We start from the raw sequence: 14,681 nt of genomic DNA, 5'->3' as shown, positions 1-14,681 counted from the left end.
ACTGTTACTAATAAAAATAATTATATTATATTCTTTATTTATTGTATATGTAAATAGAATTATGTAGATTCTATGTTTTCTACATAGTTATCAACAAAATATATATTAAAAATATTCACATAAAATCAGTATTTTTAATAATTATTCACATAAATCTAATTGAAGTTTTTATAAGTGGATAACTAAGTGTAATAATTCTGTATTACTTGGAAAAGGCTATATTTTCAAAGAAAAATGTTACTTATTCACAATTTTATCCACAAACTGTTTGTTTAAAATAAACAATATGAAATTTCCTTGATTTAATAAGGATTTTGGATATTTTTAAAAAATTTTTAATAAGAAAAATAATAAGTTATCAAAACTTTTATCCACATTAGTATGTGTAAAATATGACAAAGCTGATTATTCACTTAGTTTCAGACTCTTCTGTTCAAACTGCAAAGAGTGCGGCTCATTCTGCTCTTGCTCAATTTACTTCTTTGAAACCGAAATTATATCATTGGCCAATGATTAGAAATTTAGAATTATTAAAAGAAGTATTGAGTAAAATAGAATCAAAGCATGGTATTGTATTATATACAATTGCAGATCAAGAACTAAGAAAGAATCTGACAAAATTTTGTTATGAATTAAAAATTCCTTGTATTTCGGTAATAGGTAAAATAATTAAAGAAATGTCAGTTTTTTCAGGAATTGAGATAGAAAAAGAGCAAAATTATAATTATAAATTCGATAAAACTTATTTTGATACTCTTAATGCTATTGATTATGCAATAAGACATGATGATGGGCAGCTACTTAATGAATTACAATTTGCAGATATTGTGTTAATAGGTCCATCTAGAACTTCTAAGACCCCTACTTCCGTGTTTTTAGCATATAATGGACTAAAGACAGCAAATATTCCTTATGTTTATAATTGTCCTTTTCCTGATTTTATAGAAAAAGATATAGATCAATTGGTAGTAGGACTTGTAATTAATCCAAATAGATTAATAGAAATAAGGGAAACTAGGCTGAATTTGCTACAAATTAATGAAAATAGAAATTATACAGATTTTAATATAGTCCAAAAAGAATGTTTAGAAGTTAAAAAAATTTGTGAACTAAGAAATTGGCCAGTAATAGACGTATCAACAAAATCAATAGAAGAAACAGCAGCTTTAATAATGAGGATATACTATAATAGAAAAAATAAGTATAACATACTTGTTTAATTTAAAAAATTGGCTACGTCATCCTACAAGTACTATGGTATTCACTTATTATTATAAGCTCCGTTCCTCGTCTTGTGGATTCCTTGATCTTTTTCAAATTAAGCTTCTTCTGTCTACTTCTTATTTATTAGTATGATTGATAATAAAAAATAAAAATTTTCATTATTTACAAGTATAGTTTGGTAATTTATAATTTTACTTGTAAAAAATATAGAGGACATATGGCAAGCAACGTAACAGATAAATCTTTTGAAGAAGAAGTATTAAAATCAGATTTACCTGTATTAGTAGATTTTTGGGCTGAGTGGTGCGGTCCATGTAGAATGTTAACCCCAATAATAGAGGATATAAGTAAAGAGCTAGAGAACAAAGTAAAAGTACTTAAAATGAATATTGATGAAAATCCAGAAATTCCTTCAAAATATGGCATTCGTAGTATCCCAACAGTAATGTTATTTAAAAATGGTGAACAGAAAGATACTAAAGTAGGATTGCATCAGAAAAATTCGCTTATAGAATGGATTAACAATAATATATAAGTATTAATTTTATGTCTTTTAATCATTCTAAAGTATTTATAGAAATAAAAAATGCTTACGTTGAAGGTATAGATACTTACAAAAGAGCACAAGGATTAAAGCATTTTTTTCTTAATAGAGGAACTTCTTTTTCTCCAAATATATCTATATTAAGAAATATTAGTTTTTCTTGCTATGAGGGAGAAAAAATAGCTTTTATAGGGAGTAATGGCTCAGGAAAAAGCTCGCTTTTAAAAATGATAGCAGGAATTTATCCACCAATAAAAGGAACAATAAATGTTTCTGGTGATATTGCACCAATAATAGATATGGGTGTTGGTTTTGAGCAAGAGCAAACAGGTCGTGATAACATCAAAATGTTGATGCTTTATAACAATATGTTAGATAAATATAATAAAGAAATAGAACGGGAAATTATAGATTTTTCGGAATTAGGTAGTAAAATTGATTTACCTATAAAAAATTATAGTTCAGGAATGCTAGCACGACTTGCCTTTTCTATATCAATATTTCAAGACCCTCAAATTCTTTTACTTGATGAAATTTTTGCTACAGGAGATAGTTGTTTTGTAGAAAAATCTTTAAAATTAATGAAAAATAAGTTTAGAAATACACCTATTTCAATAATAGTAACTCATCAAGAAAATATAGTAAAAGAAAATTGTACTAGATGTATTTTATTACGAGATGGTAATATTGTTGGAGATGGTAAACCTTCAGAAATATTTAAAATTTATATGAAAAAAAAAGAAAATGATAAAGTATTTTCTATCTAAGAAATATTGGGAAGCGGTAATATTATTAGTCAAAGCATCTATAATAAGACAAAATAAAGACTCTTTTTTAGGCTCTTTATGGAGTCTAATTCAGCCATTTATTAATATATTAGTAATTTCATATTTTTTCGGTTTTTTACTACATCAGCCAAGAGAATTTTTGATAATGAATTTGGTTGGAGGGATGCCTTTATGGACTTTTATATTGAGTAGTTTGACAATTTCTTCAAATTCTTTAGTAACACGTGACCAAGTAATAAAAAAAGTCAGAATTTCTAAGACTTTTTTCCCAGTTGCAGATACTTTAGCACAGCTATATAATTTGTTTTGTTCATTTTTGGCAATGTATTGTGCTTTTATTTTGTTATTTCCAGAAAAGTTTACATGGCAAATAATATTTATGCCGATATTAATTTTACCACTAATAATTTGTACAATTAGTGGTTCTATTGCAATGGCTTTTCTAACACCTTATATTCGCGACATACCACAAATATTAAATGTTGTTTTAGGAGTCATTTATTGGAGCATACCTATAATTTATCCATATTCATTAATCCCTGAAGCTCAAAGAGACTTTTTTGAGCTTAACCCGTTCTTTATAATTATAAGACCTGCACAATCATTGGTAATTGATGGAACATTACCGGATTTATTATCAATAGGTAAATCTGTATTAGTAGCATTTATAACTGTTTGTATAAGCTATTTAGTATATAAACGCTTTTCAAAAAGGGTTATTTATTACCTATGAAGCTTGGTTTTAATCTAGATTTTAAAAAATTAGATTTAACCGGTCTTAAAAAATTAGATCAAATATTTTTAGATTATCTCTTCAAAGCTAATGAATCGCTTTATGATAATATATTATTATTTAGATCTAATCCTCATTCTGTTCTCTCTCAAGATTATTCCGAGTTTTTATTAAATGTATCTCCTTATTTAGATGATTTTCTAGCAGAATTATTTTGTATTTCAAACGAAGTTACAAGTTTAAGATTACAGCATAAAGATTTTGATATTATTTATGAGTGTAAAAGAAAATTTGTCCAGCGTTATGCCATCAAGAAATATTCACAAGAAAAAATAAAAGATATAGATTTTGAGAATATATATTTAAAATTAGCTAATTTAGTAGGTAAAAATTTTACTTCTAGAGATTTCGCTAAACAAGTAATTATATGGCAACAAGCAGAAGAGAATTTTGTACAAGAACTTGATATAGCCGCACAATATGCTGCTTATAGGGTTTATTGGTGTAATAGTGTCATCCTGTGGACAAGCAACGAAATCCAGAAAAAACAAATAAATCCTGTGGCGAAGTCACAGGATGATATCCTATTTGATCTCCCTCAAAAGCTAGATAAAGAAAATCTAATAGATGATAAAAAAATATCTAAATATCAAAAAAACGAAAGGTTAAATTTTGATTATACAGATTCCTTTTTAAATCTGGATGAAGCTTTAAACCACTCTCATTATTGTATTTATTGCCATAAGCAAGATAAAGATAGTTGTTCTAAAGGTACGGCGTCATTCAGAAAACCTCATACAAGCGAATTTCGTGAGTCAAGCCTTTACTCACGTACTTTTGTACGCTCCGCAGGCTTGCTCTTAAATTCACCTTGTAGTGAGAATTCTGAATTTAGCCGTATAAATAATTCTCAAAAGAAAAAAAATAATTCAGGTTGCCCTTTAAAACAAAAAATTTCTGAGATGAATTACGTTAAAGCTCAAGGCTTTAATTTAGGTGCTCTTGCAATTATTGTTATAGATAATCCGATGGTTGCAGCTACTGGTCACAGAATTTGTAATGATTGCTCAAAGGCTTGTATTTATCAGAAGCAAGATCCGGTAAATATACCATTAATAGAGTCGAATATTTTAGAAGAAACGCTTAAATTACCTTATGGTTTAGAGATATATCTACTTTTAACTCGTTGGAATCCGCTTAATATTTATAACCCGCTGCCAAAAGAATCTACTAACTATAATATTCTGGTTACAGGGCTTGGTCCGGCAGGTTTCAGTCTTAGTTATTATTTATTACGATCTGGTCATAATGTCACGGCTATTGATGGCTTGAAAATTACTCCTCTACCTTTTGATATCCACAAGCCAATAAAATTCTGGCATGAATATAAAAATAAATTGTCCGAAAGAGTACCGAAAGGATTTGGCGGGGTAGCTGAGTATGGTATTACTGTTCGTTGGGATAAAAACAACCTTGATATATTAAGGCTAATACTAGAGCGAAATAACAAGTTTAAATATTATGATGGGGTGGCTTTAGATTTTAATGTAACGAAAGAGCAAGCCTTTGATTTAGGTTTTGATCATATAGCTTTCTGCATTGGAGCCGGCAAGCCAAAAATTTTAGATATAGAGAATTTTGATGCTAAAGGTGTTAGAACAGCTTCGGATTTTTTAATGACTTTGCAAAGCGGTGGAGCGTTTTTAGAAAATTCTAATACTAATATGCTTATTAGAATACCGATTGCAGTAGTTGGTGGTGGTCTTACTTCTTTAGACGCAGCAACAGAAAGCTTATATTATTATAAAAAACAGGTAGAGAGTTTTGTTAAAGATTATGAGTTTTCTGTTGCCAAATACGGCAAAGGTTATATGGAAAAAGATTGGACCGAAGAAGATAAGGAAATAGCCGAGGAATTTATTGCCCATGCAAAATTATTTGAGAAAGCTAAAAATAATGAAGAGCTAAAAGAGATTTTTAAGAAACTTGGCGGAGCTACTATTTATTATCGTGGGAAGCTGCAAGATTCGCCGGCATATAAATTAAATCATGAGGAGCTAATATATGCATTAGCATTAGGAGTTAATTTTGAAGAAAATATGCAGCCTTTGAGAATTAATAATGATAAATATGGGCATGTGGAGTCGGTGGAGTTCGGGAATAGAGACCGTCATTGCGAGGAAATGCGTAGCATTAACGCGGCAATCTCGTTAAATCAAACTCCTAAGATTGCCACGCAACCAAAGGCTGCTCGCAATGACGTCAAAGCCAAAACCGTGATCATGGCAATTGGTATAGAAAACAATACCGAATTTGATGAAGATAAATATAGCTACTTTGGAGACTGCAACCCTAAATACTCAGGTAGCGTAGTTAAGGCTCTTGCTAATAGTAAAGATGGCTATGAGGCTCTTAATAAGAAGTTAGCAAATAATAACCCGAATTTTAAAGGTGATTATAAAAACTTTGTAAAACAGCTAGATGATTTGTTAATTAGCAAGGTTTACAAAATAAACATCTTAGATGATAAAATTTTTGAGTTAGTAATTCACTCACCACTTGCTGCTAGGAATTTTAAGCCAGGGCAGTTTTTCCGCTTACAAAATTATTCTGCTGATGTAACTAAATTAATAGAGCCTATTGCCCTAAGCGTTGCAGATATTAATGTAGAAAACGGCTTGATTAGTTTTATAATATATGATGTCGGCAAATCAACTAACTTATGTAAATTGTTTTCTGAAGATGAAAAAGTAATTTTAATGGGACCAAGCGGGATGCCATTAGAGATACCGAAAAATAAAAAAATAGTGATTGTTGATTCCGAACTGAACAATGTTTTAATTAAAACTCTAAAAGATAATAATAACGAAGTTATGTTTTTTACTTATTCTGAGATAAAAACACAAAAGCTAACTTCAGTAGATAGAGTAATAATTAATGCATCACCTGAAATAGCAGAAGAGTTAAAAAGCTTAAAAATATTCGGTGAAAGTGCAGAGATAATTGTTAGCGTTAATTCATCTATGCAATGCATGATGAAAGGGATTTGTGGGCAGTGTATACAAAAAGTTGAAGATGAAAGAAAATATATTTTTGCCTGTAGCTGCCAAAATCAAAAAGCAGAAATAGTTCATTTTGAAAGCTTAAAAACCCGCTTGCGTCAGAATTCTTTACAAGAGAAGATGAAGAAATTATAACTTGAATCTTCCTTTGGAAAAATTAAAACTGTTGAATTACGCTTGTGACGACTCCCCAGATATACGTACCATCTTCAATTTTAGTAGGTGGAAAATCTTTATTTTCAGGCATTAAGTAAGCCTCGTTGTTGATAAATTTTAAGCGTTTTACAGTGAATTCGTTGTTAATAACCGCAATTACTATTTTGTTATTGGTAGGAGGTAGAGATTTATCAACTATCAACAAATCATTTTCTCTAATACCGGCATCTATCATGGATTCACCAGTTACTTGGAGAAAAAAGGTTGATTTAGGATGTTTAATTAAATGGCTATTCAAGTCAAGGCTATTACTCATATATCCGTCAGCAGGTGACGGGTAACCTGCCTGTACTTTTGTATCAAATAATGGCAACTTACAAGCTTTTTCTACAGAACAAGAAAAAATTTCTTTAATTTGCATGTTAGAATATTCTATATAAATAAACTGAATTTTAACTTTTCTTTATGAGTAAGGCAAGCAAAAACTTTAGCAGTTATATTTTGCTATTGAATAGTTTTGTTAAAAGTATTATTATTAGTACTAATTAAAGTAATTTAAAAGTATTATTATGAGTCATATAATTTGTTCTGATGTAGTTGCAAGTGTTTCTGAACTCAAATCAAACCCTATGGGAACCGTACAAAGTGCCGGAGGAAAGCCTCTTGCTATATTAAATCGTAATCAACCTGTTTTTTATTGTGTTCCTGCTGATTTATATGAAGTTATGATGGAAATGATTGATGATATTGAACTAGTCAAAATTATAGAGGAGCGTAAAAATGATAAAGAAATATCGGTAAATATTAATGATTTATGAATTAACCTTTTTAGAAACCGCTAAAAAGGAATGGAAAAAGTTAGCTCCAAATATTCAAAAGCAATTTAAAACTAAATTACAAGAACGTCTTACAAATCCGCATATCCCTAAAAACAGGCTTAGTACTATGCCGAATTGTTATAAAATTAAACTTCGTACGGTAGGTTATAGACTAGTCTATAAAGTTATAGATACAAGGTTGGTAGTACAAGTTGTAGCTATAGGACGACGTGATCAAAATACAGTTTATAAATTAGCACATAATCGTTTATCTTAAATAGAAATCTTTAGAGCAGATTGAGGAGAGGCTAATTTATTTTGAAAATTTGTTACCGTTTGTCCCTATCTTGCATGTAATTTAAGATCAATTTGTGTAACCATCATATTGTATGACTATCCGTGCTCAATAACCTACTTTATGTAAAATATCCTATTTTGCTTATTAGATACCTTATCTATAAGGCGGTATTATGATATAGCTTAATGCGATAAGGTAGTGACTTTTTTAAGAGCATAGTAAACCGCATCAAAAAAGTGCTCAAAATTATAAACAGTTTTTCTTATTTCGTTCTTGATTTTAAACCAGTAATGCTCAATAGGATTTAAATCAGGAGAGTAAGTTGGTAAAAATAAAATACTGCAACCAACAGATTCAATTAACGTTTTCACTTTTGTACTTTTATGAAAATTAATATTATCCATTACTACTATCTGACCAGGCTTTAACTCTTTGATCAATATCTCTTGTACATAAGTTTCAAAAATGTCCTTATTACATGTCCCATCAAATATTATTGGGACAATAATATCTTTGGCAGACACCCCAGCAATCATACTAATCCGTGATTTATGTTGATAGACCCTTTCACCATAACATCTTTGACCGATAATGCTCCACCCGTGTTCTCTACAGCTATTATCTTCTATCCCAGATTCATCGATAAATACTAAATCTTGTTTGTCTATAGTTTTTAGTTTCAATATAAACTCATTCCTTAGACCAACATCTCTTTTGGGATGAAGAAAAGTTTTTTTTATAACTATAACCTAATTTATTAAGCAATCTTGATATCGTACTTGCAGATACTTTTTGACTCCAGTTGTTAGCTAGTTCCATGGTGGTTTTATCAAAATTTAATTCTATAAATTTTTTAAATCCCTCCATGTCTCTTATTATTCTACGATGTCCTGTATGATAACCACTTTTTGCTTTGATATCGCCGGTTTGTTTCTTTAATTTTTTCCATTCTATTATAGTCTTCCTACTAATAGAGTATATCTCAGAAGTCTCTTTTATTGTTTTACCATCTGTTAAACTTTTTATTACTCGTATTCTTAAATCGTATGAATATGCCTTTGCCATAAGTTTTTCATTTAGTATAATCTAACTCATACTCTAAGTCACTATCTTATCGCATTAAGCTATACCATATTAATTGTGTAAGCACCTATTGCACAAATCAAAATCTCTATAGAAATGTCTTGTATATTTAAGGTTTCTACTGCTGAATCCCATGGACAAGCCACGGTATGACATCGAGCCTTAAGTTAACAACTTTTGCGGGAATGATATAAGAACGGGCAACAATGCCTAGCAATCTATAGGATGACGCTCATAAATCTGTTCTATCACACCGTCAAGACCCATTAAGAAAGTATAAACTTTTAGCCCAGGGAATTTTTCTTTGATTATCTTACGGGCTTTATTTAAAATTTCCGTATGTGCTTCGGTTTCTTTTTCTTTAGTGCTTAAACGTTCTTCATCTATAAGCTTTTTATAAGCCCCACATTCACGATGATCAAGGAAAATAATTTGTTTGATGTTATGTAAGTCTTGTAGAATTTCTATAGTATCTTCTATAGTCTTTCCCCAATGGGTATATTTTTCATTAACAAGAGCAAGAGAAGCACCAGGAAGTGATACCTTATCGAAATCATCTTCTAAACCCAATTGCTTCATTAATTTGTCTGTTTCATCTATCAATCTAAAATCTACGCAACTTATTAAAAGAGTTGAAGCTTCATTTAGAGTTTTTAAATGTTCTTTACTTACTTCTACTTTTACAATCTTTTTATCGGCAAGCATATTTAATGAACCTAAAATTAAAAATATTTCTTACATGCTTTAAAGTAAGAATAACCAGTTATGATTGTTAAAAAGGCTGCAATCCATAAAATTATTTCTCCGATTAAATCAAGATAGATAATATTAGAACCTTTTGAGCCTAGTACTAATATTGATAAAGCAAACATTTGTAAAAAGGTTTTAGTTTTTGCAAGTGTTGATACAGGAACGCTAACTTTAACTAATGCTAAAAATTCTCGAAGACCGCTAACTAAAAACTCTCTTGCCAATATCAATAAACATGGAATTTCATCTACATCACTTTTCTTCAATAACATTATAATAACACAACCAACTAATAACTTATCAGCAATTGGGTCGAGCATTTTACCAAAACTTGTAACTAAATTATATTTTCTTGCAATATAACCATCAAAAAAATCCGTAATACTGGCTAGCACAAATAGTAACGCTCCAAGTATACGGGCAAGAGGGCTATTAACATAAAATGTTAGTATAATAACTGGAATTGCAGCTATTCGGGCAATGGTCAAATAGTTAGGTAAATTTTCATCAATTTTCATCAATTATATTATAAACACTCCATTTATTTATCTAACTTATTGATATAATATTGTTGGATTATGGATAAAATATTGTTCCAAGACCAATATATTAAAAGACCTGCTGGAAAACTACTGAACATTACCAGAAAAACTAAAGGCATAAATTTCATTACTTGAGCTTGTACCGGATCAGCAGGCTCAGGACTCATTCTTTGTTGTAGGAACATAGTAATAGCCATTAAAATAGGCCATGCACCAATCATTAAGAATGAAGGTGGAGAAAATGGCAATAACCCAAATAAGTTAAAAATACTAGTAGGATCAGGAGCGGATAAGTCTTTAATCCAGCCATAAAATGGGGCTTGACGCATTTCAATAGTAACATAAAGCACTTTATAGATAGAGAAAAATACCGGTATTTGAACAAGTATAGGCAAACAACCAGCTACGGGATTAACTTTTTCCTTTTTATATAAAGCCATAATTTCTTGATTTAAACGAGCTTTATCATCACCATATAAATTTTTTATCCTATTGATTTCAGGCTGTAAATTCTTCATTCTTTTCATCGAACGATAGGATTTATTAGCCAAAGTAAACATCAGTAACTTAATAATAACAGTAACTATTAAGATACTAATACCAAAATTACCGACATATTTATAAAAGAAGTTCATAGCATAGAAAACCGGCTTAGTAATTATATAAAACCAACCGAAATCTATAGCTCTATCAAATAATTTAATGTTATATTGTTTTTCGTATTTGTCTAACAAATCTACTTTCTTTGCTCCAGCAAAAAGTCTTCCTTTGATAGAAAAATTTTCACCCGGTTTAACTATTTGTACAGGCGAAATAAAATCTACTTGGTATCGCTCTACTTCTTGTTTAACTGCATAATTAAAGTTTGAACTATAATTACTTGATTTATCAGGGATTAAAGAAGTAAGCCAATATTTATCAGTAATTCCGATCCAATCAATTTTACTTACAGTAAATTTCTCACTCTTCTTATCCTTAATATCATCATATGAATATTCTTTTAGGTTTTCGTCTATACACCCAATAGGACCTTGGTGTAGTATATTTACGGCTTTTTCTACAGCAGTATATTTACGATTTATTAAGCCGTAAGATTGCACAGGAAGTTCTTGATTGCTATTATTGACGATGGTTTGTTCTATAGTAAATAAATAATTTTCATCTACGGTGATAGCTATTAAAAATTTAACACCATCCTCATTAACCCAAAATAAATTAACTGGTTTTTCAGGTGTCAATATTTCACTATCACTATTCCATATAGTTTCATTATTAGGTAGCTTTACGTTAGATAAGTTACTTACCCATCCTATCTCTGCAAAATATGCATCTTTAGTATCAGATGGCGAAAATAATACTACTTCAGGGCTATTTTCAGATAAATCTTGCTTATATTTTTTCAAAATTAAATCATCAAATCTAAGTCCTTTTAATGAAATAGAGCCAGAAAGTGCATTTGAATCTATTTTAATACGCGGTGCTTGACTTGCTTTTTCAACAATAACAGGTGTAGCTTCTAATTGTGTAGATTCTTTTTTCTTTAAATCCTTTGCTTTTTGTAATGCTATTTGTTGTTGTTGCTTTTGCTGTTCCGGCTTTACAATAAAATATTGCCAACCAAAAATTATACCTAAAGACAGTACAATGGCTGCTATAAGATTAACTATATTATTATTCATTAGTAAGTACTTAATTTTTTATATTTTAGAGCTTTAAATTTTATAGGATTTAAATAAAATAATCAAGGATATACTCGTTTAATTTGAAAAATTGGCTATAGTATAATTAATAAACTTGATACAAGCGAATTTTGCAGGATTCGCCTGTGCTCACGTATTAAGTATACGCTCCGCTCCTCACCTTATAAACTCCTTGCTCTTTTCCAAATTAAACTTTGTCTATCTACATTTACTGTTAGATTATCTTTTGGATATTATGGTCAAGCCACGGGATGACAAAATACCTTACAATATACCGATATTTTGAAAGATTTTTAATTTAAATTCAGGCAATACGGAAATTATATGTTCAAAAATATCGGCTTGAACTTTTTCGTATCCTATTAAACTTGTTTCTTTAACGAAAATATATATCTCGATAGGTAGACCATTAACAGTAGGTTGAAGTTGTCTAACTAAAAAAGTAAATCCTTCAGTATAAACAGCAGGATTATTTTTGAGATATTCTTGAATGTATAATTTAAATATTTTGATATTTGTTAGATCTTTTTCATCTTTATCAAGTGTGATTTTATTAATTATATCTTTTGATAAATAAGGAGATTTTTTGAGATTTGTTAGAATAGTAGAATCACAAAAATTAATAGTTGCCATATTTATGTTAAATTCTCTTTTTACTCTTCTTGCTCCTGCTTCATCAACTCCTTTATAATTTATGACATTAGAACTTAAAACACTAGAAGTAGGAATGGTTGAAATAGATTGATCAAAATTTCTAATTGTCACTACAGAAATAGTAATTTTTTCTACAGTCCCTTCGACTTCACCAATACGAACCCAATCACCTATATTGATAATATCTTGACTGGTTAGTTGAAGACTTGCAATTAACCCAATCATAGTGTCTTTAAAGATGAATGTTAAAAGAGCAGTGGCAGCACCTAAACTTGTTAAAAAAGCACCAAGAGAAATATTTAATAAATAAGAAATAGTTATCATAGCCGAGATGATCATGACAAATATTTTTAATATTTGAAAATATAAGCTTAGAGCCTGTCTTGAAATTAAGGTTTAGTCAATTTTTTAAGCATAAGTGTAATCATATTGATATAAATAATATGTTCAGAAGTTTTATAGTTATGCTCATAGTCTTTACTCATACGACGAAAATTATTGAGCCAGCCAAAAGTACGTTCAACTATCCAACGCTTGGGAATCACTTTAAACCCCACTTGATCAACAATTTTACGAGAAATTGTCAGTAATGCTCTTACAGTTAAAAAACACCAAATTTGTAATGCTCCAGCATAACCACTATCTGCAAAAAATTTGATAATACTAGGATATTTTGCTTTTGCCTTGATTATTACATTTTTAGTACCATCTCTGTCTTGTATACCTGCTGAATGTACTTCACATGATAATACTAAACCAAGTGTATCTGTAACTATATGGCGTTTCCTACCCTTAATCTTCTTGCCTGCATCATATCCTCTAGCTCCCCTTTTTGGGTAGTCTTAACAGACTGACTATCTATAATCCCTACAGTAGGAGTGGATTTCTTACTTTCTTTCTCCCTTACTTTTTGGACTAATCTATCATGTATTTCTTGCCATCTACCATTCTTACGCCAACGTAAATAATAGTCATATACTGTTTGCCATGGGGGAAAATCTTTAGGTAATAATCGTCACTGACAACTACTCCTCATTACGTAACGAATGCCATTAATTATATCTCTTATATTATGTTTACGTGACCGTCCTATCTTGCAAGGACCAACAAATGGAGCTAAATGTATCCTTTCTTCTTCCACTATATCACTGGGATACATATTCCTACTTTATTATTTTTTGACAATATAAATTATTTCTTATATCTTTTCAAGACAGGCTCTGAGCTAAGGAAATTACAAAGTAGTTGACGAAGCAATTCAGTAAAACAATAAAAAATACAAATATATAAATGAAAACCTTATTACCTGAACGCTCTTTACATATTAATGGTAGACTCAATTTTATAGTGCAACAAATTTTAGAACTCGCACAAGATAAAATTGCCATGATTATTTTATACGGATCATATGCAAGAGGTGATTGGGTACGTGATTTAATTAATGGCTATCATAGTGATACGGATATTTTGATAATCTTAAAAAAAGGTCATGCTACTTTAAATCTAAAAGATAGAATATATACGAGATTAAAAAGAAAAGGAGTAATAAAAGATCAGATTATCCCTTATGATTCACGGATATCAATAATTTTAGAGTCAATAAAAGAAGTAAATAAACAGCTAGAAAAAGGACGTTATTTTTACACTGATATCAAAAAAGAAGGGATACTTTTATATGATAGTGGTGAGTATGTTTTAAGTGAGGCTAAAGACCTGCCTTGGAGCGAAATGAAAGAAATCGCTCAAGATTATTTTGAACAGTGGTTTAATAAAGGTAAAGATTTTTTAGATGGCGTAGATTATTATTTAAAAAATGAGCGTTATGCAATTGCTGCTTTTTTATTACATCAAGCTACTGAAAGTTTTTATAATACTAGTTTATTAGTTTTTTCTAATTACAAGCCGAAATTGCATGATATAGAAGAATTAGGTGACATGGCAAAAAATTATGACAATGAATTATTACAAGTTTTCCCTATAGCAACTTCTGAGCAAAAAGAATGCTTCAAGTTGTTAAAAAAGCGTACGTTGATGCACGATATGATAAAAATTATAAGATTACGAAAGAACAGCTACTTTATTTAATAGAGCGAATAGAAAAATTAAAAGAAATCACTGAAAGAATTTGTACGATAAAGATTGGTAGGTAGAGGTCATCTTTTGTATGGATCAATTTTTCCATCATTGCGAGGAAATTACGAAGTAATTGTACGTACGCAATCTAGTTAAAAAATGCTAACTTATAGCATTTTTTATTATTTTTTCTGGATTGTCACGCTCCTTGCAGTCGCTCGCAATGACGAATTGGTACCCACGCAACAATACCATT

The 14,681-nt window shown here is 30.0% G+C and carries 15 protein-coding genes and 2 pseudogenes; 8 read left to right on the top strand and 9 right to left on the bottom strand.

Annotated elements, in window-relative coordinates; all coding sequences use genetic code 11:
• Nucleotides 1-392 precede the first annotated feature (392 nt).
• The 5 genes from ACICQC_RS10255 (at nt 393) to ACICQC_RS10235 (ending at nt 6,486) form a co-directional block, all read left to right on the top strand.
• A complete protein-coding gene (locus tag ACICQC_RS10255) occupies nt 393-1,220 on the top strand; it encodes a pyruvate, water dikinase regulatory protein (RefSeq protein ID WP_395476938.1) in 828 nt (275 codons plus the stop codon).
• Between the two features lie 221 nt (nt 1,221-1,441).
• On the top strand, nt 1,442-1,759 hold the full coding sequence (gene trxA, locus ACICQC_RS10250) for a thioredoxin (protein WP_395476937.1): 318 nt from the start codon (nt 1,442-1,444) through the stop codon (nt 1,757-1,759).
• Between the two features lie 11 nt (nt 1,760-1,770).
• Entirely contained in the window at nt 1,771-2,535 is a 765-nt protein-coding gene (locus tag ACICQC_RS10245) for an ABC transporter ATP-binding protein (RefSeq protein ID WP_395476936.1), read from the top strand.
• Nucleotides 2,513-3,289 (top strand): ABC transporter permease, encoded by a 777-nt coding sequence (locus tag ACICQC_RS10240; protein WP_395476935.1) that lies wholly within the window; start codon nt 2,513-2,515, stop codon nt 3,287-3,289. The genes ACICQC_RS10245 and ACICQC_RS10240 overlap by 23 nt, the downstream gene beginning before the upstream one ends.
• Nucleotides 3,286-6,486, top strand: a complete 3,201-nt coding sequence (locus tag ACICQC_RS10235) for an FAD-dependent oxidoreductase (protein ID WP_395476934.1) — start codon at nt 3,286-3,288, stop codon at nt 6,484-6,486. Before ACICQC_RS10240 ends, ACICQC_RS10235 begins: the two co-directional genes overlap by 4 nt.
• 22 nt (nt 6,487-6,508) lie before the next feature.
• Here ACICQC_RS10235 and ACICQC_RS10230 read toward each other — a convergent pair whose 3' ends face one another.
• Complete coding sequence (locus tag ACICQC_RS10230) at nt 6,509-6,928, bottom strand: LexA family protein (RefSeq protein WP_395476933.1); 420 nt, start codon at nt 6,926-6,928, stop codon at nt 6,509-6,511.
• Nucleotides 6,929-7,076: 148 nt separating this feature from the next.
• Here ACICQC_RS10230 and ACICQC_RS10225 point away from each other — a divergent pair, with 148 nt between their 5' ends.
• On the top strand, nt 7,077-7,325 hold the full coding sequence (locus ACICQC_RS10225; protein ID WP_395476932.1) for a type II toxin-antitoxin system Phd/YefM family antitoxin: 249 nt from the start codon (nt 7,077-7,079) through the stop codon (nt 7,323-7,325).
• Complete coding sequence (locus ACICQC_RS10220) at nt 7,315-7,602, top strand: type II toxin-antitoxin system RelE/ParE family toxin (RefSeq protein WP_395476931.1); 288 nt, start codon at nt 7,315-7,317, stop codon at nt 7,600-7,602. Before ACICQC_RS10225 ends, ACICQC_RS10220 begins: the two co-directional genes overlap by 11 nt.
• 203 nt (nt 7,603-7,805) lie before the next feature.
• Here the strand turns inward: ACICQC_RS10220 and ACICQC_RS10215 are convergent.
• The 8 genes and pseudogenes from ACICQC_RS10215 to ACICQC_RS10175 all read right to left on the bottom strand — a co-directional run bounded on the left by ACICQC_RS10215 (nt 7,806) and on the right by ACICQC_RS10175 (nt 13,511).
• Nucleotides 7,806-8,688 (bottom strand): IS630 family transposase gene (locus tag ACICQC_RS10215; RefSeq protein ID WP_395476930.1). Its coding sequence is split into 2 segments (ribosomal slippage): nt 7,806-8,360 and nt 8,362-8,688, totalling 882 coding nucleotides; the frame shifts between segments, so codons are not numbered across the junction.
• Between the two features lie 228 nt (nt 8,689-8,916).
• The gene (locus ACICQC_RS10210) at nt 8,917-9,411 is read right to left on the bottom strand and encodes a carbonic anhydrase (RefSeq protein WP_395476929.1); all 495 of its coding nucleotides are present in this window, start codon (nt 9,409-9,411) and stop codon (nt 8,917-8,919) included.
• Nucleotides 9,412-9,428: 17 nt separating this feature from the next.
• On the bottom strand, nt 9,429-9,974 hold the full coding sequence (pgsA, locus tag ACICQC_RS10205; protein WP_395477721.1) for a CDP-diacylglycerol--glycerol-3-phosphate 3-phosphatidyltransferase: 546 nt from the start codon (nt 9,972-9,974) through the stop codon (nt 9,429-9,431).
• Between the two features lie 23 nt (nt 9,975-9,997).
• Nucleotides 9,998-11,677, bottom strand: coding sequence for a membrane protein insertase YidC (gene yidC / locus ACICQC_RS10200; protein WP_395476928.1), 1,680 nt, complete (start codon nt 11,675-11,677; stop codon nt 9,998-10,000).
• Nucleotides 11,678-11,962: 285 nt separating this feature from the next.
• Nucleotides 11,963-12,727: pseudogene (locus tag ACICQC_RS10190) on the bottom strand (mechanosensitive ion channel family protein); the annotation flags it as partial.
• 14 nt (nt 12,728-12,741) lie between these two features.
• The gene (locus ACICQC_RS10185) at nt 12,742-13,128 is read right to left on the bottom strand and encodes a transposase (RefSeq protein ID WP_395477655.1); all 387 of its coding nucleotides are present in this window, start codon (nt 13,126-13,128) and stop codon (nt 12,742-12,744) included.
• Nucleotides 13,125-13,325, bottom strand: a pseudogene (locus tag ACICQC_RS10180) (transposase); the annotation flags it as partial. The pseudogene ACICQC_RS10180 and the gene ACICQC_RS10185, both read right to left, overlap by 4 nt.
• A gap of 42 nt (nt 13,326-13,367) precedes the next feature.
• Nucleotides 13,368-13,511, bottom strand: a complete 144-nt coding sequence (locus tag ACICQC_RS10175; RefSeq protein ID WP_395476275.1) for a hypothetical protein — start codon at nt 13,509-13,511, stop codon at nt 13,368-13,370.
• Nucleotides 13,512-13,642: 131 nt separating this feature from the next.
• On the opposite strand from ACICQC_RS10175, the gene ACICQC_RS10170 reads away from it, so the two are divergent.
• On the top strand, nt 13,643-14,437 hold the full coding sequence (locus tag ACICQC_RS10170; protein ID WP_395476927.1) for a HEPN domain-containing protein: 795 nt from the start codon (nt 13,643-13,645) through the stop codon (nt 14,435-14,437).
• Nucleotides 14,438-14,681 lie beyond the last annotated feature (244 nt).

The sequence above is a fragment of the Rickettsia endosymbiont of Pantilius tunicatus genome (assembly GCF_964291875.1).
Taxonomy (GTDB): Bacteria; Pseudomonadota; Alphaproteobacteria; order Rickettsiales; family Rickettsiaceae; genus Rickettsia.
This window is presented reverse-complemented; position numbering and strand designations above follow the sequence as displayed.